Source organism: Legionella lytica (assembly GCF_044626755.1).
In the GTDB taxonomy this organism is placed as follows: Bacteria; Pseudomonadota; Gammaproteobacteria; order Legionellales; family Legionellaceae; genus Legionella; species Legionella lytica_A.
Genome location: NZ_JBGORX010000001.1, coordinates 416,680 through 438,674 on the forward strand (window position 1 = coordinate 416,680; position 21,995 = coordinate 438,674).

Here is a 21,995-nt window from a genome sequence, read left to right on the forward strand (position 1 = left end):
TATTTTTTCTATCTCCCTGGTATGTCGGGATTTAGGTCAATCAGAGGATTTCAGCACGGTGTACATCCGTTTATAATTCACAAGGGAACTACTACTCCAGGACAATTTCCTGAGCCGGTGGACGTAAATTATAATGTGAACTCATACAGCGCCCATAAGCGCCTGTATTTGCAATTAATAAGATATCACCTTCTTGGGTGACCGGTAATAATCGGTCATAACCTAGGGTATCTCCGGATTCACAGATAGGACCCACGATGTGAGAAAAACCTGCTTTTTCTTCGTATAGACGGCTTAAGTTGACGATTTCATGATAAGCACCATACAAGGAGGGTCTAATCAATGAATTCATTCCGGTTTCAATACCGACAAAGCGAACTTTTCCTTTTTCTTTGCACTGGGTAACTTTGGCTAAAATAACACCGCTTTCTGCTACAAAAAAACGTCCGGGTTCTAGCCACAGCTCTAGGTGCGGATAGCGTGATTTCACTGCCATAAGCAAGGCATCTAAATTGGCGAAATCTAAGGGCTGTTGTCCAGGTTTTTCAACAATACCTAAGCCACCACCTAGATTAATCACTTTAACCTCAGGGAACTGGTGGGCTAATGACGCTAACATCGATGCTGTTTGCTGCCACAGTTCAGGAGTAAGGATGCCGCTACCTGAATGCGCGTGTAAGCCAATTACGTGAATATTATGCTTCTTGGTTAATGCCACCACATGCGCAATATCATTTTGAGTAATACCAAATTTGGATTCATTACCTGCGGTAGATACATGTTTATGGTGACCTGCTCCAGTACCTGGGTCGATACGAATAATTACGTCTTTATTTTTAAATAATGATGCCCAGTTTTCTAATGGATAGAGGCTGTCGATGGTGATATAGCAACCGATCTTCAGTGCATAGTCATATTCAGACTTCGGTGCAAAGTTTGGTGTAAATAAAATACGTTTGCGATCGATTCCTGGGAACAATTCTAATACTCTATCCAATTCTTGAATCGAAACGCATTCAAAGCCAACTCCTTCTTTTTCTAAGGTTTGTAAAATAGAAGGATAGGGGTTTGCTTTGATGGCATAAAATACGGTGTCAATAGACTTTAATGCTAATAATTGTTGCGCACGCTCTGCTTGCGTTGGAGTATGATAGACATAACAAGGAGAATGCTGTATTGCAGTGGTCAGTAGACGATCGCGCTCTTTTTCCCACCACGGTACGAATCGTACTGAGGGGGCTCCAAACTCTTCATGCCAGCTTTTAGAGTAATAGAAAATTTGCGGATTATTTTCTATTAATAAATGATGCAGTTTTTGGCACAATAAATTTGCCTGAGACTCATCAACCACAAAAGTTAAGTTTAAGTCATTAGAGGCCAGTGACATTAAGTACACTTGCTTGGAATCAAAGACTTCTAAAGCAGGGCCCAGTTGTGGCAATACGGTTCTAATATGGTGTCCTACTAAGCTAACTGCACTACATGGCTCAATAAGTTTTGCACGACCAAATTGGTTGAGTTCATCCAATAGGGCATTGATTGCCGCTCGATCATGTATTTTCGTATTAATATCCAGCGATAAGGTCACATTGAATTCGGATGAAGACAATAAATCTACAGAAAAACCGTGATGCTTAAATGCGGAAAACACATCCGACAAGAAACCTACTTGTTGCCACATATGTAAGGTATCTATAGAAATAAGCAGAATGCTGTTTTTAATTTGAATTGATTTAATAAATGGGGCTGACTCATCAATATCTTTAGTGATCAACGTACCTGAGTGCTCAGGTAATTGAGTGTACTTCACTGACATGGGAATATTGGCTCGACGCACCGGGGGTATGCAGTTGGGATGCAATACTTTTGCCCCCATCGACGCAATCTCTTGAGCCTCATCATAATTTAATTTTTTTAATAGACGTGCATGGGGCAATTGATGAGGATTGGCCGTGTAAATACCGGGGACATCAGTCCATATTTCACAGGCTGCAGCTTGTAATTTGCCGGCAAGCAAGGCTGCGGAAGTATCTGAACCCCCACGGCCTAATAACACAGTTTCGCCTTCAGGATTTGCTGCAAAGAAACCTTGAGTGATAATTGCTTCTGCACCACTGGAAATGAATTTCTCTACTAATTTGGGATCATGTTCGCTGTCGCATCGTGCGGAAAGATAATTTGCTGATTGACCATCAGGGAAAGGAGTACTAGTTAATAATTCACGAGCATCATACCATTTGCAATAAATTCCCTGGCGTTCTAAAAATAGATGCCCCAAACGAGTCATCATTAATTCGCCCATACTTAATATTTGCGCATGAGTTTTTGCGGGGGCTTGCTTCAATAAGGCAATCCCGGTCAGCCATTGTTCTAATTGATGTAAGTCATCGTGAATCACCTCAGGATTAACTTCCAGGGCTTCAGCAAGATTAAGATGACTATTACGAATATCCAGCAAAATACTTTGATGCTCATTAATAAGAGCGGCATCAATTGCCTTTTCAAGTTTATTGGAGATTTGCGTTAACGCAGAACAAACGATAACTGGCTGTACCCCAGTGCTTAAGTGTTTTTTCGTAATTGAAGCTATATTGTTCCAAGTACTTCGCGTTGAAACACTAGTCCCACCAAATTTTGTTACGATCTGCTGCATGGTCTATTTCCGCACTAAATTAGTACACCTTAGCATGGACTTTAGTAGGGATACAAGATTCTTTAGACAAATTATCATTATGCCTTAAATCGGCGATTCTTTTGCACAAATATCAAGTTGAAAATTATTCTGCGTACTAACTGAAATTGCTGTCTTTTGATGAAATTTGCCAGGTGATTGTTCATTAATTGCCTAGCGTGAATCCAATTGGCCCACCATGGATTAATATTTTTTACTTATTGAAAGCAAAAAGAAAAAAATGTTTTTAAAGATTTGAAAACAAGGTACACTCTTTTCATCGAACGGATTTTATTCAACTGTTGATGTACTGATTATTAAAGGAGTGTATAGGAGTGATGAATATGCATAAGCCCTTAAGAACGCTGGTTAATGCCGCAGTTCTTGGTGTTTTAACGACTGGCGCAGCTCATGCAGCTGGTTTTGCTTTGTATGGTGAAAGTGCTGGTTACACAGCGGGTAACTACGCTGCTGGTGCTGCAGCAGAAGCTGCTGATGCGTCAACTGGTTGGTACAACCCAGCTGGTTTGGCTCTTCTTCATGAAAAACAAACGGTCTTCGGGGGAGTAGGTATATTCCCTACTATCCAAATGGATGGCTCGAGTACTTTTAATACAGCAGGATTGCCTCCTTATCGTCAGTACTATCGCGGGTTAGCTGGTGACTATAATGGTTTTGTTCCATCTTCTCATTTTGCGTTACCAGTGGGTGAGCGTACTACACTTGGTTTAAGTGTTACTGCTCCTTATGGTTTGGCTACGGATTGGAAACCTTCTTCCCCAGTACGTTATTCAGCCACTTTTACTGAGCTGTTGACTGCAAATATTTCTCCTGAAATTGGTACACAAATATCCGAGCATTTTGCCATTGGTGCGGGTATGGATTTCCAATGGTCACGTGTTAAGTTCAACCAAATGGTTGGTGCGCCAGCTTTATTTGATTTTCTTGGTGAAGACCCGTCTCTGGTTGACTCATCAAGTAAAAATAAAGGCGCTTCATGGGGCTTAGGTTTTCATGCAGGTATTTTAGCCATGTTTAATGACAACCATACGCGTATTGGGGTGAATTACCAATCTCGAGTAAGACATGTGTTCAACGGACATAGCTTCTTCAAAGGTCGTTTGGCGAATGACTTTGATTTAGTTTCACCAGAGGTTCCTGCTTCTAACGTTTGGAAAAACTATGATCTCTTTAGTAATTCGATTGCATTTCCAGATGTAGTAACTCTAAGTGGTTATCAGGATGTTAATGAAAAATTGGCTTTATTAGGTTCTGTTGTTTACACTGCCTGGGGCACATTCAAAGACATTCAATTGAATAATGTTCCTGTTCCTAACATTAGCGAAGATCCTCCATTTCCTGTGAGCAGAGCAAATGCTATTAGCTCTGTGGCAGAAAACTTTACTGATGCATGGCGTGTAGCAATTGGCGCGAACTATCGTTTTAATGACCGCGTAATGCTTCGTGTTGGTGGTGGTTATGATCAGAGCCCAACTAACAACAGAGATAGAAACATTCGTTTGCCAGACGTTGATCGTTGGGCTGTTGCTGTTGGTGGTCATTATCAAATGAAACCAAATCTTGGATTTGATCTTGGCTATACTCACCTGTTCCCAGGTAGCAGACCAAGTATTCATTCTTATCAACAATTGTCTTCAAGCTCTTCTTATAGCGTTGATTCTAACAATGGTAAGTTCGCTGCTGATCTAGTGGGGGGACAAGTTGTTTGGGTTCTTGATAAAGTAGAAACAGCGCCAATGAAATAATTCTTGAAATTTTCAAAAGCTGAAAAGCCACGCATGCGTGGCTTTTTTTATTGCTTAAATAGAATTGTTTTCACGTTACAGGAGCACTGCTTATGATATTTTTTAATAACAAATGAACGCACTGTTGCGCAGAGTAATAAGGAGAATTGATGCTTGAATGAAGTAAGTCTACGACGGTATAACGTGTCAGAATATTCCCAACACGTTATAGGAATATCTTAGTTTTTGCTGATAGTGGACTCGCCAGGACCATTTACGGTTACTGTGTATCCATTTCCAGTGAGTTGCTTGGGATAAATTTCCCCAGTATTCACTTCCATTTCTACCGTGCCAACCACGATAGGATTTGCAGTGTTAGTAGCCATTTTAATCACAGCAGGACATCTGCCATTAGTAGTGTGACCATGACATGCTAACTTCACCAAATTCCAATAAACTTTGCGAGATGAATGAGGAGCTGTTGGGTAAATAGATGGGGCGCCTGCAACAAAAGCATTAGATTCTTCGTTAGTATTATTGTGAGTTATTAAATAAGCCGGAGCAGCGAAAGAAGTGATCGCGCTTAAACTCAACGCTACTGCTGAAAGACTTTTAGCAATTAAATTCATTATTTCTCCATTGTAATTATAAGCAATTGGCCCGCGCCAATTTAATTGTAATTTCATACAACGCGTACCGATTATATCTTAAAACCGGTGAGTATTATATATAATTCACGAAGTTTTGTCCAAAAAACGGGCAGCATCTTTGGCGAAATAGGTAATTATAAAATCAGCTCCCGAACGTTTAATCGCAATTAAGCTTTCCATCATGGCCTGTTCTTCATTAATGAGTTGATGTTGCGCTGCAATTTTAATCATGGAATATTCACCACTCACTTGATACGCGCAAAGAGGAACCTCAGGGAAGTTCTGTTTCAGTTTGGCTATCACATCAAGGTAGTATCCGGCAGGTTTAACCATAATCATGTCTGCGCCTTCATCCAGATCCAGTGCTGTTTCACGAATGGCCTCATTGCCATTAGCGGGATCCATCTGATAGGACTTTCTATCGCCAAATTGAGGGGCTCCTTGGGCTGCTTCTCTAAAGGGACCATAGAGACACGAACAGTATTTTGCACTGTAACTTAGAATTGGAATATTTTTATATCCTTCAGAATCCAGAGCTTCACGAATGGCACTAACCATACCGTCAGTCATACCACTAGGAGCGACCCAATCAGCACCGGCCTTAGCATGGCTAATTGCTTGTTTAGCAAGTAGCTCTAAGGTTTTATCATTATCAATACGCTCTTCGGAAACCACTCCGCAATGGCCGTGATCGGTGTATTCACAAAAACATAAATCAGAAATAATTAAAATGTCTTTACTCACCGCACGTATTTTTCTTATGGCTTGTTGAATAATACCTTCATCGTTAAATGATTCACTTCCACACGCATCTTTGTGCTTTGGAATACCAAAAAGTAATACGGCTTGAATACCTAATGCACTTAGAGTTTCAATTTCTTTGGGGAGGGCATCAAGACTTAATTGATATTGCCCAGGCATCGCATTGATTGCTTTAGGAGCAGTTAGTTCTTCACTGATAAATAAGGGCATAATCAATTGTTGAGCATGCAGCCGTGTTTCTCGAACTAGGGCACGCGTTGCCGGATTGTTTCTTAAACGCGTTAAGCGCAGAGGGATATTGTAATTGGTCATAAGTATTGCCTCTTTAAGGGTGTGCATCATTTGGTATTCTTGAGTTTTTTCTTGTGTGAAGTATATAAAAAATCAATAGCACTACTCGTATCACTGGTACTAATTTGGATACTAAAAAACTTATTCAGCATGTATTTTAACGTTAACATATTGGTATCAGTTTGTGATAGGCCGATGTTATAGCTCAAATAAAGCCGTTTGGAAAGGGATTTACCCACCACAAAAGCGGTTGAATCATTTACTGTATTTGTTAATTGATTGTAATTAGTGTTGGTTTGTACGTTAAAATCTAAACCTGAAGTTTGCTTCAATTGTTCTAACAGTTGGCTACTATTCGTACCGCCAACATTCATCGAGGATAGAGCAGTTAATAGCAACTGCGCCCCTGCTTTATTTGCTTGACTGGCTGGACGTCCAAGTACCAGCATTGAAAGAATATCTGCTTGAGAAAAAATGGCAGGTTCTGAATAAAGCTGTATCTGGGGTTTCATTAATCTCCCGGTTACCTCTACACCCAGTGTAATGGTGTCGCCAAAACCAGCATTTTGTAAATTCGAACTATTAAAATCAAAAAGCTGCGATGCATTAGTATAAGTGGAGGTATTATTAATTTTTTTTGCTGCGCGCAGGCTGATACCAGGATTATCAATGGGACCACCGGTAAAGATTAATTCGCCTTGTTTAATGGTTAAGTCTTGTCCGTAGGCTTTATAAGTACCATCGCGAACAGACAATTCACCATAAGCATTGATTGCGCCCTGGGGTTGTTGCTTTAGGTTTAAAGCGCCATCAAGATGGCCTTTTAATCCTTTAACATTTAATGCAACATTTTCTCCAAGCTTAACTAAAACATCCATGCTAGTACCCGCAATGGAGGAGGGCGATTCTGGTTTTTGTTGCTTATAGACAACCTCATCAGGTAAGGACACACTATTACTAAATGTTTGAAGATTTATTTGTGCATTAGGAATGAGTACTGAGCCCGAAATCACACGTGTAGTAGGCGTTGCCTGGAGTTTTAGCTGTGGGGAAATGGTGATCTCGAGCTCATTGGTTTTCATCAAGGGAAAATCATTGCCTTCAAGGTTTAATTCTGCAACATAGGCAGTATCAAGAGTTCCTTTACCTTTAAGTATTAAGCGATGTCCCGCGGAGATGATAGAACCATTGGCATCCCAGGCTTTTTTCTTGCTACGAACGTCCAGATCGACTGAATCTAAACTTAACTTTAGCTTGGGAATAAAGAGGCTTGTCTTAAACAGGAGTAATTGACTGTCTATTTGTGGTTTCCCAATGCTACCCGTTGCTTTAAGCGAGGCGACCACTTGTCCTTTTAGCTTGTCTATTTCAGGACTTATATTGTGTAAAAAATCCAAACTGTTAATTTCTAGGCGAACCTCACTATTCAGTTTTTGTTTCGCGCTGAATCCTTTTTCAAGTGAGAACTGAGGTAATTGAAATGCTAGTTTTAAATTCTTATTCGGGTCAATCATAAAGCTGCCTGATCCAGACAGTTTTTGTGGGGATAGAGCGACATTGAGCTTGCCGCCTTTAAATTCCAATGCGGGAATCGTCGTATTATCGGGAACTTGGTAGGTACCCGGGGAGAGGGTGAATACTAAACCTCCCTTATTCTTTGCAGTTGTTTTCCCATCTAATGAGAGCTTGGCATGCAAACCAGTATGTTTAATAGACGTGTTAGCGGTAGGTGACAGATTAGCACTAAAAGTCCACTGCCATGGCATAGCCCCTAATAGCCGGGCATTCATTTGCCAATGCTCCTCCGCAGAAGGATTGATTTGGGTAGTTAATTCAACGCTTAGATCGGGGAGCGTTGCTGTGGCGGTAAGCTTACCATGAGGGCTAGTGAATTTTTGCTCTGAACTTAGTGATCCTTTCAATGCATCCCATTGCAGGGTTAGCTGATGATTTTTAAATGAGGGGCCAGGATGCCATTGCACGTGGATATTATTTATTTTTATGTGGGTATTTTGATGCTTATACTCCAGGAAACCTAAGGTAAAATCACCGAGCAGAGTTCCTTTAATTTGTTGGATTTTTAGCGTGCCAGGAATATAGACTCGCCCCAAATCGATTAAGGTCTCTAACCCGGGGGTTGTAGATATTAAAGAAACTACAATTCCTGCTAGTAAAATAAAAAACAGCATCAAAAAATATAACGTTTTTACGAGAAAGCGAATCATAAATCGGGCCCCATACTAATAACTAACCGTGGACTGTGGTGGGTACGTTGCCAATGATTATTAATTTCTTGTGCTACTCCCACTTTAATCGGACCAATAGGAGAGACCCACATTAATCCTCCTCCTACATCCTGTTGGAAGGCCGCCGGAGTTGGGTTATACACATCGCCGACATCATAGAAGGCGATTAGGTACCAATTCTTTTTCGTCTCTTTTTGAATCTCAAAGCCGGCATAAGTTAATATCCTTCCAGGTCCTATGGAGTTAAAACTATAAGCTTTTAAGTTATCCATGCCCCCTAATAATAGGGCGAGGGAGAGTGGCTGCTGTATAATATTATCAATGGCAGTAAAGCCTTGTATTACATGTCCATACAAACGCAACCGCCAGGGCTCAATTCTTAAAGCCGCTTTAGCATCCACCGAAAATTGGGCAAGATTAATGGTTGATAAGGTTGCTGTACTTGCCCCTAAACCATTAATGGTAATGTTATAACCTGAGGGAGAAAACAAGATATTCTGGGTTTTAATAAAGGATAAAGTGGCTTTAGGATAGAGCAAAAATTGTTTTGTATTTTCTTCAGCATTGTAATGAAATCCTTCATATAGAGCATTTACCGAAAGGATTCGTTTATAGCGTGTCAGATGATGTTGTTGTGCTAAAGACAGTAACCAGGCATTACTATAACCCGCACTGTAATTTAAATTGGAGTAATTTCCAGTAATGCTGTATTGATCGGTAACTGGGTTGAACCCTGGAATAACGTATTGGCCTTGTAATGCACTTTGTACAAAAGAACCTTGTGCTAATGCATTAAATTTATGTCCATTACGATTTACAGGAATGACATGCAGGGCCGCACGACCACGTATCCCGGTGTCCGTTCCATAACCAGCACCTAAGGTGTATGAATATTTGGGTACAGGCTCAACATGGACCAGCACAGGGACCATTGTATTGTCGCTAATTTGTGGTTTTACGACCACGGAACTAAAGTAGCCACTATTAGTTAAATCATTATTAAGCTGCAGAATCTTATCGCCTGAATAGGCTTGTCCTGGGCGAAAGGGAACAAATCGATGCAGTAATTTAGGATTGATATAGGTAGGATCAAATTGGGCCTGGCCAAAATAATATAAGGGGCCTGTATCAAAGATCAGAGTAATTTCGGCGGTATAGCGTTCCTGATCAATTAAAATTTCATTGGTTTTAAAATTAGCATGCATATAGCCTTGGCTTTCTGCTGCATTAATGAGATTTTGTTTGCTTTGATTGTAGTCTTCTGTAAGCAACGGAGCAGACAGATGTAATGGTATGTTTTTTAAGGCATTTTGCAGCGATGGATTAGGTGCTCCTTCGCCAATGACTTCAATGGTTAAGCGAGAAATCAAAATTTGTGGGCCCGCCTGCACGAACACCACTAGTTTTTTCGCATCGAGCTGGTCTACTGCTACTTGCGCTTTAAAATAACCAAAAGGTTGTACGGCCTTGAGAACTTGCTCACGCAATTCATCCTCAGAAAAAGCGGTTAATGGCTTTAACTGTTGAAGTTCTTGCAAGTGTTTCTCAACATTTGTTTGTACTTTGCCACTGATGCCCGTAATTTTAATCGACAGGGCATCATTGCTTTTAGCAAAAGAGGAGGTGCATACAATGAGAAGTATTAGGCAGAGCGCAACCAGGCTACCTCGCATCCACCGTCTCCATTTGTTTAAACCGGTAAATCAAATCAAGCGCTTCTCTCGCACTTAATTGATCTGGGTCAATGCGTTCTAATTCACGCAGTATCGGGGATTGAGCTGCGACTACAGGTTGAAATTGTTCTACAGTGGGTGTGCTATTTTGCATATGACTTAAATGGGAATGAGCTATTTTAAGTACGGCTGCAGGGATACCGGCTAATTCAGCAACCTCCAGACCATAACTGCGATTGGCTGAGCCGGGTTCTACACGATATAAAAAGATAATACGTCCCGTATCTAATGAAGCTTGTAGATGCACATTGCGGATACAAGGAAATTGTTCGGGTAAATTAGTTAACTCGAAATAATGGGTAGAAAATAAGGTATAGGCTTTAATCGAGGTAGCAAGATACACACAGCTGGCATAGGCTAAGGCCATACCGTCATAGGTACTGGTTCCACGACCAATTTCATCAATTAAAACCAGGCTTTCTTCGGTTGCCTGCCTTAAAATTTGTGCGGTTTCGGTCATTTCAACCATAAAGGTGGAGCGACCAGAGGCTAAGTCATCACTCGCTCCAATCCGGGTAAAAATGCGGTCAATTGGTCCTAGCGTCACTGCTTTTGCTGGTACAAAACTCCCGATATGGGCTAATAGCACAATTAATGCAGTTTGTCGCATGTAGGTGGATTTTCCACCCATGTTCGGTCCGGTGATTAATAAAATATTTTGTGAAGGGTTTAGTTGTAGATCATTGGCAATGAACCGCTCTTGCAGTAAATTTTCAATCACTGGGTGACGGCCTTCCTCAATAGATATTTGTGATTGAGCCACTAGTTTTGGACAACACCAATTTAAGCTTTGAGCGCGTTCAGCCAGAGTAATCAATACATCCAATTGCGCGAGGGCTCGAGCAAGTTGGGTGAGCTCGCTGATGCTGCGTTGGATTTCTGCCAATAAATTTTCGTACAACCACTTTTCACGAGCTAAAGCTTTTACTTGAGCGGAAAGAACCTTTTCTTCAAATACTTTGAGTTCGGGAGTAATGTAACGCTCAACATTTTTTAATGTTTGTTTGCGGTGATAATGAACAGGGGCTTTTTCTGATTGAGCTTTTGATAGCTCAATATAATAACCTTGTACATTATTAAAGCCAAATTTCAAGCTGGAAAGGCCTGTACTTTGTCGCTCATCTTGCTCCAGCTTATCTAAGGTTTCGTTGGCACGAGTACTGAGGATTCTTAATTCATCAAGCTCCTCATCAAAGCCCGGGGCAATGACGCCCCCATCACGAATTAATACCGGTGGATTATCAATAATAGCTGTAGCAAGCAGCTGTTGTAATTCAGGTAAAGGCTTGGTGTGCTCTTTCAGTTCTAGTGCAAGCATGCTTTGCAGAGGCATAAGGGCTGCATGGAGCTTCGGGAGCAGGGTTAAAGTATTACTTAAGGCATGTAAATCCCGTGGGCGTGCTGATTTAAGTGCAATACGTGACACAATACGTTCTACATCGCAAACCTGGCGTAGGAATTGATGTAATCCTGCATCAGACTGTTGCTGAATCATTTCGCTAATGGTTTGTTGGCGGGCCTGAATTAAATGATGTTGTTTGAGTGGTCTACTTAACCAGCGTTTTAAAAGCCGACCACCCATAGTACATGCCGTTCTATCCAGTACGGAAATCAGGCTGTTTTCCTGGCTACCTTGTACGTTTTCAAATAATTCCAAGTGCTTTTGTGTGGAGGCATCCAGTTGTAAATAATCCTGGGAGTTTTCCAGGGTAATGGCATTCAGATGGGGCAGGGCCTGTTTCTGAGTGGTTTGCAAATAAGCTAATAAGGCACCTGCTGCAATTAATGCCGTAGGGTAGTCGTGTTCGCCGAAAGCTGCCAGATCAGTGACTTGAAATTGCTCACGCAGGCGATGTTGCGCGCTCTCTCTATTAAAGTCCCAGCCTGGTCTTTGTTTGACCGGAAAGTTTTGGCAGTATTCTTCTAAAGGAGATGCTTCTTGTAAAAGTAACTCCGCAGGTTGTAAACGAGTTAATTCCGCGCTGAGCTGAGTGCTTTCTATGAGTTCGAGCAAATGAAAGCGACCGCTACTTAAATCCACCCAAGCCAGACCGATTTTTTGTTTTTGCTGATGCAAGGCGAGCAGTAAATTATCTTTTTTAGCATCCAGCAGGGCCTCATCAGTGACGGTTCCCGGGGTAATAATACGGGTTACTTGGCGCTCTACCGGTCCTTTACTGGTAGCGGGATCACCGATTTGCTCACATAGGGCAACGGATTCGCCTTTTTTTATGAGTCGTGCCAAGTAGTTTTCTATCGCATGATAGGGTACACCAGCCATAGGGATTGGTTTATCAGCAGATTGGCCACGGTGTGTCAGCGTTAGATCAAGCAAGTGAGCTGCACGTTTTGCATCATCGAAAAATAATTCATAAAAATCGCCCATACGATAAAGTAAGAGCATATCGGGGTATTCGGATTTGATGCGTAAATATTGTTGCATCATGGGCGTGTGTGCAGCAGTCATAGTAATTGGCTAACAATAAAATTGTCCCGATTCTAACAAAAGCACCTCGGGAAGTCAGTATCTCAGGAAATTCCTTAGGATAATGAAACGGATTTTTCCTGTGAATTATCAGGACCTCATGGTTGAACTTAAATTTCTTTGCTAAACTCAAGAGGGAAATATATAAAACTAATAGGGAGAATTAATTATGAATCGTTTGGCTCTAATTGCTGCAACTGGATTTTTGGCATTAGCGTTAACTGCTTGCGGTGAGCACGGCAACAAACAACCACCCGTAGCTACTGACAATGCTCAGCAGCAACAAGGTGCTGCACCTGCTCCTCAGCAACAACCAACTGAAGGTCAAGGTCACTAAGATTTCTTAGCGTTACGCTTTTTACACCTCTCCGACGTGCCACAGATTGTCCGTGGGATGTCGGTGGAGATGTAATTTTAATATCTTCAGGTCAAGGGTAACCCACTTTCTGGTGCTTCATGAATTCTTTAATCCTCCAAATAGCAACCCTGTTACAAAAAAAGCATTGGCAATTAGTCACGGCTGAATCCTGTACGGGCGGGCTCGTTTCTGGATATCTTACCGAAATTCCCGGAAGTTCAATTTGGTTTGAACGTGGTTTTGTCACCTACAGTAATCAAGCCAAAGAAGAAATGCTTGCAGTTCCTAAACACTTGCTTCTTGAGTATGGGGCAGTTAGTGAGCCCGTTGCGGCAGCTATGGCAACTGGGGCAGTACGGCACAGTGCAGGACAGATCGCAGTATCCGTTACTGGCATTGCGGGACCCGACGGTGGAAGTGTGGAGAAGCCAGTAGGTACTGTATGTTTCGGTTGGTTTGCTCAAGGTATGGACAGTGCCAAAACGGTGAGAAGGCAATTTTCAGGTACTCGTCATGAGATTCGTTTGGCTGCCTGCCAAGAGGCTTTAACCGGTGTTCATTCACTCCTAAAAAATATTCCCATCAATCCTGCTTAATTCAGTTTGCTGCTTGTTCTTATCTGTGTGATAATTTTGTCCTTGCATTAACATCTACCTGGAAAAAACTATGGAAGAGAACAAACAAAAAGCTTTAGCCGCCGCTCTCTCGCAAATTGAACGCCAATTTGGTAAGGGCTCAGTGATGCGTATGGGAGACAGCACTGTATCCCGTGATATCGAAGCAGTCTCAACCGGTTCATTAGGTTTGGATATTGCTTTGGGAATAGGGGGTTTACCTAAAGGTCGTATCGTTGAAATTTATGGTCCTGAATCTTCTGGTAAAACCACTCTTACTCTGCAAGTTATTGCTGAGTGCCAAAAAATGGGTGGGACCGCTGCGTTCGTTGACGCAGAACATGCTTTAGATCCAAGCTATGCACAAAAACTTGGGGTTAATGTCGATGAATTATTAGTTTCTCAACCAGATACTGGTGAGCAAGCTTTAGAAATTACCGATATGCTCGTTCGTTCTGCTGCAGTTGATGTGATTATCGTTGACTCGGTTGCTGCATTAACACCTAAAGCAGAAATTGAAGGGGAAATGGGGGATTCTCACGTAGGCTTACAAGCACGTCTTATGTCTCAAGCATTGCGTAAGCTGACTGCGAATATCAAACGTTCAAATACCCTGGTAATTTTCATTAACCAAATTCGTATGAAAATTGGCGTAATGTTTGGTAGCCCTGAAACGACTACAGGTGGTAATGCATTGAAGTTCTATGCTTCTGTGCGTTTAGATATTCGTCGTATTGGTTCAATTAAGAAAGGTGAAGAGATCTTAGGTAGTGAGACTCGCGTTAAAGTAGTTAAGAATAAAGTAGCGCCACCATTTAAGATGACCGAATTTGATATCCTATATAATGAAGGTATTTCTCGTGAAAGCGAAATTATTAATTTGGCCGTTCAATTGAATCTTATTGAAAAAGCTGGCGCATGGTATAGCTACAAACAAGAAAAAATTGGCCAGGGTAAAGAAAATGTTCGCATGTACCTAAAAGACAATCCTCAAATTGCTGTTGAGCTAGAGAAGCAAATTCGTTCTGAATTATTAGAGAAGAAGCAACCTATACGGGCTTCTGCTACAGAAGATGAGCTTGAGGCTATGGATGACTAAAGCATTTGACTGTGCTGTGCGCCTACTCTCTAGGCGCGAGCACGGTGCAATAGAGCTTTATGAGAAAGTAAGGCAGAAGGGATTTAGCTCGAGCGAAGCACAAGAAGCTTTGGATACTTGTCAACAGATGGATTTACAAAATGATCATCGTTTTGTTGAAGTATACAGTCGTTCACGTATTCGTCAGGGCTATGGGCCTTTAAAAATTCGCCAGGAATTAAATAATAAAAGGATCGATAAAGAAATAATTCATGATGTTTTGCAGCAAGAAGAAGGCAATTGGTTGGCTTATGCTTTAGATGTTTGGCACAAAAAAAGTAAAGGCCAGGAGGAAATGTCATTTAACGAGATGCAAAAACAACAACGCTTCTTACTTTATCGTGGATTTAGTATGGATATTATTGCTCAGGTAACAAAGGAGTTGGAACTGTAGCAAGAATTAACTCAATTTGGGGCTTGATGTGTATGGGTTACCTACGTTTACTCTGTTAATCATCCCCCTCTATTTGGTATCGATTTGAATATGAAAAGTTCTGAAATTAGACAAGCATTCACTGATTTTTTTGCACAACGAGGCCATCAGCCGGTAGAATCGAGCTCATTGATTCCCGCTAATGATCCTACTTTATTGTTTACCAATGCCGGTATGGTGCAATTTAAGGATTTATTTTTAGGGCTTGAATCTCGTTCTTACCAACGAGCGGTCACTGCACAACGTTGTGTTCGTGCCGGGGGCAAACATAATGATTTAGAAAATGTTGGTTATACCGCACGTCATCATACTTTTTTTGAAATGCTGGGTAATTTCAGCTTCGGTGATTATTTTAAGCGTGAGGCCATTAAGTTCGCTTGGGAATTTTTGACTGAAGTTTTACGCTTGCCTGAAGAGCGCTTATGGATCACGGTATATAAAGATGACCAAGAAGCAGAGGACATTTGGCTTAAAGAAATGAAGGTTTCTGCAGAACGTTTTTCACGGTGTGGAGAAAAAGATAATTTCTGGTCAATGGGCGATACGGGTCCTTGTGGTCCATGTACGGAAATTTTCTATGACCATGGCGCAGACATTGCTGGAGGCCCTCCAGGAAGCCCTGATGAAGATGGCGATCGCTATATCGAGATTTGGAACTTAGTATTCATGCAGTTTAACCGTGATAAAGACGGTAATTTGCACCCACTACCTAAGCCTTCCGTTGATACCGGTATGGGATTAGAGCGTCTTGCTGCGGTGGTACAAGGTGTACACAGTAACTATGAAATTGATTCCTTCCAATACCTAATTAAGTCCATTGCGAAGCTAGGCCCTATTTCTGATCTCAACCATACTTCCTTAAAAGTTATTGCTGATCACATCCGCTCCTGTGCATTTTTAATTGCTGATGGCATTATCCCGGGCAATGAAGGACGTGGTTATGTATTAAGAAGAATTATTCGCCGTGCAGTACGTCACGGGAATAAACTGGGTTTACCAACCCCATTCTTCTCTAAATTAGTTCAGCCTCTAATTGATGTTATGGGTGATGCTTATCCTGAACTGGTTAGTGCTAAAGCACATGTAGAAAAAATCTTAGCTCAAGAAGAAAATCAGTTTGCGCGTACCTTGGATCAAGGATTGCGTTTATTACAAGAGCAAATGCATTCTTTAGGTGGTCAAGAAATTACTGGGCAAATCGCGTTCAAACTTTATGACACCTATGGTTTTCCCGTTGATTTAACAGCAGACATAGCCAGAGAGCAGGGCTTGTATGTTGATATGGATGGCTTTAATCAATTAATGCAACAGCAAAGAGAACAGTCTCAAGCCGCCAGTCAGTTTACAACGGATTATCATGCGGCCTCCCAACTTGATCACCAATCAGATTTTCATGGCTATGAAAAAGACCGAATGGAAGGACAAGTTGTTGCCTTATTGCAAGACGGAGCAGAGGTTCAGTCTTTAAGCGCTGGTATGAAAGGTGTGGTTGTACTTGACCATACACCTTTTTATGCTGAAAGTGGTGGCCAGGTAGGTGACCGTGGTCTTCTACTTGCAAATCAATTACGTTTTCGGGTGGATGATACGCAAAAGAATGGCCCAGCCATTGTACATTATGGTGAAGTTATTGAAGGTTCCATTTTTGTGGACCAATTGGTTGATGCACAAATTGATGTAGCGCGTCGTGAAGCCATTCGTTTAAATCATACTGCAACACACTTAGTTCATGCTGCATTAAAAACTATTGTGGGGCCCCAAGTGCAACAAAAGGGTTCTCTAGTTGATGCAGAGCGCGCACGTTTTGACTTTTCTCATTTTGAGGCTGTAACTACAGATCAAATACAACAGATTGAAATTCTGGTTAATGAGCAGATTCGTGCCAATAACGAAGTGGTCACTCGGATTATGGACATCGAAACCGCTAAAAAGAGTGGTGCGGTTGCTTTATTTGGCGAGAAATATGCTGATGATGTACGTGTATTGGCTATGGGCGAGTTTTCTAAAGAGCTGTGTGGCGGTACACACGCACGACGCACGGGCGATATTGGCCTATTTAAGATTGTTGCAGAATATGGCATTGCTAGTGGAGTACGCCGTATTGAGCTAGTTACTGGCAGCCATGCTTTAGCTTGGGTTAATCAGCAACAAGATTTACTGGTTGAACTTGCTTCCTTATTGAAAACGAATGTGGCGACCTTGGTGGAAAAAGTTTCTCAATTGGTTCTTGATGGCAAGGCGCTTGAAAAGGAAGTAGCTAAGCTGCAAAGTGAGAAAGCTCAGAAATCAGGAGCTGATCTTGCCAGTGAAGTTGAAGACATCAATGGGGTACATTTATTGGTGAAACAACTGGAAGGAGCTGATAGCCAAGCTCTACGCGCTACTTTAGATCAATTAAAATCCAGATTGGATTCAGCGGTTATTGTGCTCTTTGTTATTGATCAAGATAAAATGAATGTGATTGCAGGTGTAAGCAAAAATATTCTAGGGAAAGTTCCTGCAGCTGCAGCTTTAGTACGCCATCTTTGTGGCAAAGGCGGTGGTCGTGATGACATGGCTCAAGGCGGGGGCGTTGTTCCTGCTGATTTAGAGGCGAAAATTAATGAAATCAAGGACATGGTTCGTAATTCGCAATAAAGCAGAGTATAGCTCATATTAGCATATACTGGTATATTGGTTCTTAGATCTGGAATGCATACCTCTACAGATTCTACGTCCCGCAGGCAAGTGGGACGTAGGTACAATGAGAATTTAGTCCGAGGTAAGGCTATTAGTCCCAGCTTTTGTGTTAAATCTTTGTTTGATACGGGCTATAAATCAAAACTCGCTATAAGGAGATAATATGAGTTTTATGAAAGAGTTTAAAGAGTTTGCCGTCAAAGGTAATGCGGTTGACTTAGCAGTTGCGGTGGTAATCGGCGCTGCATTTGGCAAGATAGTAAGCTCCTTGGTGAGTGGAATCATCATGCCCCTGATTGGATTACTTTTAGGTGGAATTAATATTGCCGGTAAATCTGTCACAGTAGGAGATGCGGTTGTAAAATGGGGAGAGTTTACCCAGACCATTATTGATTTCACGATTATTTCCTTTTCAATTTTTCTCGCCGTCAAAGGCATGTCCTTCATAAGAAAAGAGGAGAAAAAAGAGACTCCTCCAACTCGAGAAGAAGAGTTATTAACCGAAATTCGAGATCTTTTGAAAACTAAAACAAATAGCCAATAAAGTTATCTTGCGCTGCTGGGTTGCTTGCACCTAGAAACCCCTTACTTTCCTTACCGTGGCTGAAGCACGGTATCCATTAAATGGCTAATTAATAAATGGCTAATTAAGGGCAGCGGCCCAAGAAGATGCCGCTTTTTTACAATTGAAGAAGCATCATAGGTAATGTATTAGCACCTTAGTGGATATTCAGGCAATCCGTAGTAATGGTGCCTACATAGGAGGAAAGGCAAAGTGCTCATCACCCCATGTGCGTTATTTTTAAACAAAAAATCTCTTCTATGCTATAATTTCATTACTAGCAATTAAAAAGGAAATTTATGAGCGAGCTACTAAACCTTATTGCGATAATTATTGTCTTTGGGGTGGCCTTATGGCTTATCAATGCGTTTATCCCAATGCCGGGAGCAATTAAAAGCCTTTTAAACATTTTAGTCTTAATTGTTTTAATAATTTATATTTTGCAATTTTTTGGCTTAATTAAAACTATCTTGCCGATGATTCATATCTTGAGGTGACGAAGCTCTCTAACCTACGCAGCCCGTATCACTACGGGCTACGTAACTGACTACAGCGAGGGCTTGGTGGATGGTTCAATCAAATGGAACTCCTGTAAGAGCTCAACTAATGCGGGCTCATTAATCAGGTTGAATGCTTGCATATCAATCACATTATTATTTACTTTTTGCGCAACAAATTGCAGACAGAGCGATTCATTGGATGTAAGCGCTAAAGCCGTCAGAAGTGGACAATAGACTTGTTTTTTTTCTTCTAAATATTGTAGGGAGTTCGCTAAAATCCAACTAAAGCAATAGTATTCTCTCGGGAGATGTTTAGGGATTCGCGCACATGCAGTATCACTTAATGTTTTTGAGTTACCCGAGAATACTGGTAATACGTGCAGTGTTACGAATGCTTCGTTGATTGCTTCCATGCTGCATTTTGAGAATAGTTTTCTTAAGGCATGACTCATTCGGTATAGATTTGCTTTATCCTGCAGCAAATACGTACTCATTATTTCCGGCCATTGAGTTTGTAATTCTATTAATGCCTTTTTCATGGTTGCATCTAGATTATAATCAGGATAGCTAATTATTAATTTTGCCAGACGAAACAAACGGATTGGATCTTGTTTGAGTGTTTCAACGGGTGAGCCAACTACATCAACAATCTTTTTTTCTGCTCTTTTGGCTAAGGCATTAGAAAAGCTAAAGATAGGGAATTGCGCCTGTTCAGTAAATTCCATATATAGGGCATTAAGATTAAAGTCCCGCACGAGGAAATCGTCCTTTAATAACTCTTGAGTGGTTTGCTTTGAGCCTAAAAATTTCACAGAAAAATCAATAGAGATTTTAGACGTTAAAGGGCAATATAAAATGGGATATTTCACACTGCGCTGCTCGGAAGAAATCTTTTTCTTAGTAAGGGCGTTTTGGAGTTCATAGAGGGAGATATTCAAAGCTAATAGGTCATAGTCATTAGGCTCTTTATCTTCCAATATATTTCCCGGAGCAGCCCCCGTTAAATAAAATGCAGCCTTAGGAAATTCTTTACGTAATTCATCGATGAGTTGCAATAGCTCTTGAGGTATTTGTCCTCGTGTTAGATATACTGCTGATGGTTCTGCCTTAAAAAATGAATGGGGGCTAAGCGGTGTAGGGGGTTCCACGGTTTTTAGCTCGGCACTTTTTTCTTTTTCGCTAAGTATTTCGGGTGATTGAGGTATAAGCGCTACGGGGGGGAGGGTAACGACTGTATTATTTTTTTTCTTTGGTGATGTCTTGGTCAGGTTTTTTTCCGGAAGAGTTTTTACTTCTACAGCTTTTGTAACCGTCTGAGTGGGCTTGGGTGACGCCGAGCTTGTCTTAGCAGGAAGCACTGCTTTTTCTTGTTTATTTTCTTTCGTGTTTGGGGCGGTTATTTTAGGCTGTGTCGTTTTTAGTGGGTGAGAGAAGACTACCTTACTCGCTTTAGTAGAAATAGGTTGTGGATCTTGAATATCTGGTAAGGCAAGCACAAGCTCGGAGGCTATCACAGGAGTATTAATCGTACTCGTTTCATGAGGGACCGCTGGTTTTTCGGACTGGATTGGAACTGCGGTTGACGTTAGTACTGGGCTTAATGTGCTCGCTATTTCCTGGTGTTCTTCCGATGGTTTCTGAATCTGTTGGCTTTCACTTATTTTATTATTTTTTGGTTTCGATGGTGTTGGGGGCTGAAATAGCTCTTTCTTTTTATTTACAATAGAGGCCTCAAAGAGTTTATTTATCGTTTTTTGCTGTGCTGACGATAAGTATTTTTTTATAAGGGTGTTGTAATAGTTTTTGCATTCATCTTGTCTGGTCTTATTTTGCACTTGCGCAAATTGCTGAACTATTTTTTTTGCCAGTGCAAATAATTGCTCACGAGCAAGCGTTCCCATTTTAAAATCAAGTTTTAATTTTTTAAATTTCTCGATGTAAGGTTCTTCCATTGAATTGAATGTAGGAACAGCTGTATTACCTGAAAGCCATTGTTCCAGTCGGCAGCACACACAATATAAAGCGATTCTTGCATCGATCATGTTTTTATCTGTATGTGTCACAAATTGGATGACGTCATCATGCAGCATGTAGGTTTCTGTGTATTTTTCTAATGCAAAGAGCTTTTGCACAAGTGCAGCACTGCTGTCTTGGGTTTTCTTGTAAAATTCGAGTGTTTTCATTGAGAAAAAGCGAATCATTTGAGATAAACCAATGAGTTGCTCTTCTTGCTCTAGTTGTTTCATATTATTGAGTGAATCAATAATAAAATACTCTAAAAATAATCGCTCGTGAGGTTTTTTAAGTGGTTTTTTGTTGGATGGCTCTTTTTCTAGGTTTTGAAATTCGACGCGGAAAATTTGTTTTAGCGCATGCTGTAAATCATGCACAAAAGGATGCTTAGTAAATTGAGTGGCAACAATGCCTTGTTGAATTAGTGCTGCTAAAATTTCCAACTTAGGGCTTTGTTCTGTAAACGGTAGTTCAAGATGAGAGAGCTCCCTAAAGTCGCTGCTCGGATTTTGCAGGTAACGTTGGGCCAAAATCATGAACTTGAGGACCGGAAATACAGGCAGAGAAATTAAGGATAGTGGCTCTGATTGCGGAGTGAATAATTTTTCGCAGGAGGAGGGCGATGTAGCGTTAAATGCAAAATCAAAAAACCACTCTAATTGCACTAATAGGGCAGGAGAGGAGGTATTATTTTGACGGATTAATTCTAAGACGGTACTCCAGTCATTTTTATTATTACTTAATAAAAGAGCGAGTACTAAACAGTTCAATGCATGTTCATCAGTGCATAAAAACTGCTTCGTGCTATCATTTAAGGTGCTGATGTCTTTTAGAAATTTACTAATCAAGGTGCTGGTAGTGTCTTTAGAGTTCGTACCTTTGATGTCTGCACCTACTTTAAAATAACGAGCAATTTGCGAAACCCAGATGTAAAGTCGGCGCTCATCATCAATAGCACTGGTTTTTTGCAACGAGGCTTCATCAAAATACAAACTACTCCCTGCATTGAAGGAGTAAATATTGGGATTAGTAAAGTAATCATTATTTATTTTTGCAAGCGCATTACTGACAGCTGAAGATTTAAAGACAGATTGGAAAAAACTGAGAAACATAAG

General features: G+C 41.0%; 15 protein-coding genes. 8 read left to right on the forward strand and 7 right to left on the reverse strand.

The window, feature by feature from the left end; all coding sequences use genetic code 11:
* Window positions 1–91: 91 nt before the first annotated feature.
* On the reverse strand, window positions 92–2,653 hold the full coding sequence (locus ACD661_RS01705) for a bifunctional aspartate kinase/diaminopimelate decarboxylase (RefSeq protein ID WP_400185848.1): 2,562 nt from the start codon (window positions 2,651–2,653) through the stop codon (window positions 92–94).
* Window positions 2,654–3,015: 362 nt separating this feature from the next.
* Between ACD661_RS01705 and ACD661_RS01710 the strand changes: the two genes are divergently transcribed.
* On the forward strand, window positions 3,016–4,437 hold the full coding sequence (locus ACD661_RS01710; RefSeq protein ID WP_400187201.1) for an OmpP1/FadL family transporter: 1,422 nt from the start codon (window positions 3,016–3,018) through the stop codon (window positions 4,435–4,437).
* 218 nt (window positions 4,438–4,655) lie between these two features.
* On the opposite strand, the gene ACD661_RS01715 is transcribed toward ACD661_RS01710, so the two are convergent.
* The 5 genes from ACD661_RS01715 to mutS form a co-directional block, all read right to left on the reverse strand.
* Window positions 4,656–5,045 carry a hypothetical protein gene (locus tag ACD661_RS01715; RefSeq protein ID WP_400185850.1) on the reverse strand — a complete coding sequence of 130 codons (390 nt, stop codon included), beginning with the start codon at window positions 5,043–5,045 and terminating at the stop codon, window positions 4,656–4,658.
* A 105-nt stretch (window positions 5,046–5,150) separates the two neighbouring features.
* Window positions 5,151–6,140: a porphobilinogen synthase gene (hemB, locus tag ACD661_RS01720; RefSeq protein ID WP_400187202.1), complete on the reverse strand. Its 990-nt coding sequence runs from the start codon at window positions 6,138–6,140 to the stop codon at window positions 5,151–5,153.
* Between the two features lie 26 nt (window positions 6,141–6,166).
* Complete coding sequence (locus ACD661_RS01725) at window positions 6,167–8,344, reverse strand: translocation/assembly module TamB domain-containing protein (RefSeq protein WP_400185851.1); 2,178 nt, start codon at window positions 8,342–8,344, stop codon at window positions 6,167–6,169.
* Window positions 8,341–10,038, reverse strand: coding sequence for an autotransporter assembly complex protein TamA (locus tag ACD661_RS01730; protein WP_400185852.1), 1,698 nt, complete (start codon window positions 10,036–10,038; stop codon window positions 8,341–8,343). Before ACD661_RS01730 ends, ACD661_RS01725 begins: the two co-directional genes overlap by 4 nt.
* Window positions 10,028–12,565, reverse strand: coding sequence for a DNA mismatch repair protein MutS (gene mutS, locus ACD661_RS01735; RefSeq protein WP_400185853.1), 2,538 nt, complete (start codon window positions 12,563–12,565; stop codon window positions 10,028–10,030). Before mutS ends, ACD661_RS01730 begins: the two co-directional genes overlap by 11 nt.
* 187 nt (window positions 12,566–12,752) lie before the next feature.
* On the opposite strand from mutS, the gene ACD661_RS01740 reads away from it, so the two are divergent.
* The 7 genes from ACD661_RS01740 (at window position 12,753) to ACD661_RS01770 (ending at window position 18,864) form a co-directional block, all read left to right on the forward strand.
* Entirely contained in the window at window positions 12,753–12,920 is a 168-nt protein-coding gene (locus tag ACD661_RS01740; RefSeq protein WP_400185854.1) for a hypothetical protein, read from the forward strand.
* A 119-nt stretch (window positions 12,921–13,039) separates the two neighbouring features.
* A complete protein-coding gene (locus ACD661_RS01745; RefSeq protein WP_400185856.1) occupies window positions 13,040–13,537 on the forward strand; it encodes a CinA family protein in 498 nt (165 codons plus the stop codon).
* 70 nt (window positions 13,538–13,607) lie between these two features.
* The gene (recA, locus tag ACD661_RS01750) at window positions 13,608–14,654 is read left to right on the forward strand and encodes a recombinase RecA (protein WP_400185857.1); all 1,047 of its coding nucleotides are present in this window, start codon (window positions 13,608–13,610) and stop codon (window positions 14,652–14,654) included.
* Window positions 14,647–15,087, forward strand: a complete 441-nt coding sequence (gene recX / locus ACD661_RS01755; protein WP_400185859.1) for a recombination regulator RecX — start codon at window positions 14,647–14,649, stop codon at window positions 15,085–15,087. The genes recA and recX overlap by 8 nt, the downstream gene beginning before the upstream one ends.
* 90 nt (window positions 15,088–15,177) lie before the next feature.
* Window positions 15,178–17,763 (forward strand): alanine--tRNA ligase, encoded by a 2,586-nt coding sequence (gene alaS / locus ACD661_RS01760; RefSeq protein WP_400185861.1) that lies wholly within the window; start codon window positions 15,178–15,180, stop codon window positions 17,761–17,763.
* 205 nt (window positions 17,764–17,968) lie between these two features.
* A complete protein-coding gene (gene mscL / locus ACD661_RS01765; protein ID WP_400185862.1) occupies window positions 17,969–18,349 on the forward strand; it encodes a large-conductance mechanosensitive channel protein MscL in 381 nt (126 codons plus the stop codon).
* Between the two features lie 317 nt (window positions 18,350–18,666).
* The gene (locus ACD661_RS01770) at window positions 18,667–18,864 is read left to right on the forward strand and encodes a Thivi_2564 family membrane protein (protein ID WP_400185863.1); all 198 of its coding nucleotides are present in this window, start codon (window positions 18,667–18,669) and stop codon (window positions 18,862–18,864) included.
* 50 nt (window positions 18,865–18,914) lie between these two features.
* On the opposite strand, the gene ACD661_RS01775 is transcribed toward ACD661_RS01770, so the two are convergent.
* Window positions 18,915–21,992, reverse strand: a complete 3,078-nt coding sequence (locus tag ACD661_RS01775; RefSeq protein ID WP_400185864.1) for a hypothetical protein — start codon at window positions 21,990–21,992, stop codon at window positions 18,915–18,917.
* Window positions 21,993–21,995: the final 3 nt, after the last annotated feature.

Coding starts and splice junctions, on each gene's coding strand:
- ACD661_RS01705 (WP_400185848.1), bottom strand. CDS start 2,653: ATGCAGCAGATCGTAACAAAATTTGGTGGGACTAGTGTTTCAACGCGA.
- ACD661_RS01710 (WP_400187201.1), top strand. CDS start 3,016: ATGCATAAGCCCTTAAGAACGCTGGTTAATGCCGCAGTTCTTGGTGTT.
- ACD661_RS01715 (WP_400185850.1), bottom strand. CDS start 5,045: ATGAATTTAATTGCTAAAAGTCTTTCAGCAGTAGCGTTGAGTTTAAGC.
- hemB (WP_400187202.1), bottom strand. CDS start 6,140: ATGACCAATTACAATATCCCTCTGCGCTTAACGCGTTTAAGAAACAAT.
- ACD661_RS01725 (WP_400185851.1), bottom strand. CDS start 8,344: ATGATTCGCTTTCTCGTAAAAACGTTATATTTTTTGATGCTGTTTTTT.
- ACD661_RS01730 (WP_400185852.1), bottom strand. CDS start 10,038: ATGCGAGGTAGCCTGGTTGCGCTCTGCCTAATACTTCTCATTGTATGC.
- mutS (WP_400185853.1), bottom strand. CDS start 12,565: ATGACTGCTGCACACACGCCCATGATGCAACAATATTTACGCATCAAA.
- ACD661_RS01740 (WP_400185854.1), top strand. CDS start 12,753: ATGAATCGTTTGGCTCTAATTGCTGCAACTGGATTTTTGGCATTAGCG.
- ACD661_RS01745 (WP_400185856.1), top strand. CDS start 13,040: ATGAATTCTTTAATCCTCCAAATAGCAACCCTGTTACAAAAAAAGCAT.
- recA (WP_400185857.1), top strand. CDS start 13,608: ATGGAAGAGAACAAACAAAAAGCTTTAGCCGCCGCTCTCTCGCAAATT.
- recX (WP_400185859.1), top strand. CDS start 14,647: ATGACTAAAGCATTTGACTGTGCTGTGCGCCTACTCTCTAGGCGCGAG.
- alaS (WP_400185861.1), top strand. CDS start 15,178: ATGAAAAGTTCTGAAATTAGACAAGCATTCACTGATTTTTTTGCACAA.
- mscL (WP_400185862.1), top strand. CDS start 17,969: ATGAGTTTTATGAAAGAGTTTAAAGAGTTTGCCGTCAAAGGTAATGCG.
- ACD661_RS01770 (WP_400185863.1), top strand. CDS start 18,667: ATGAGCGAGCTACTAAACCTTATTGCGATAATTATTGTCTTTGGGGTG.
- ACD661_RS01775 (WP_400185864.1), bottom strand. CDS start 21,992: ATGTTTCTCAGTTTTTTCCAATCTGTCTTTAAATCTTCAGCTGTCAGT.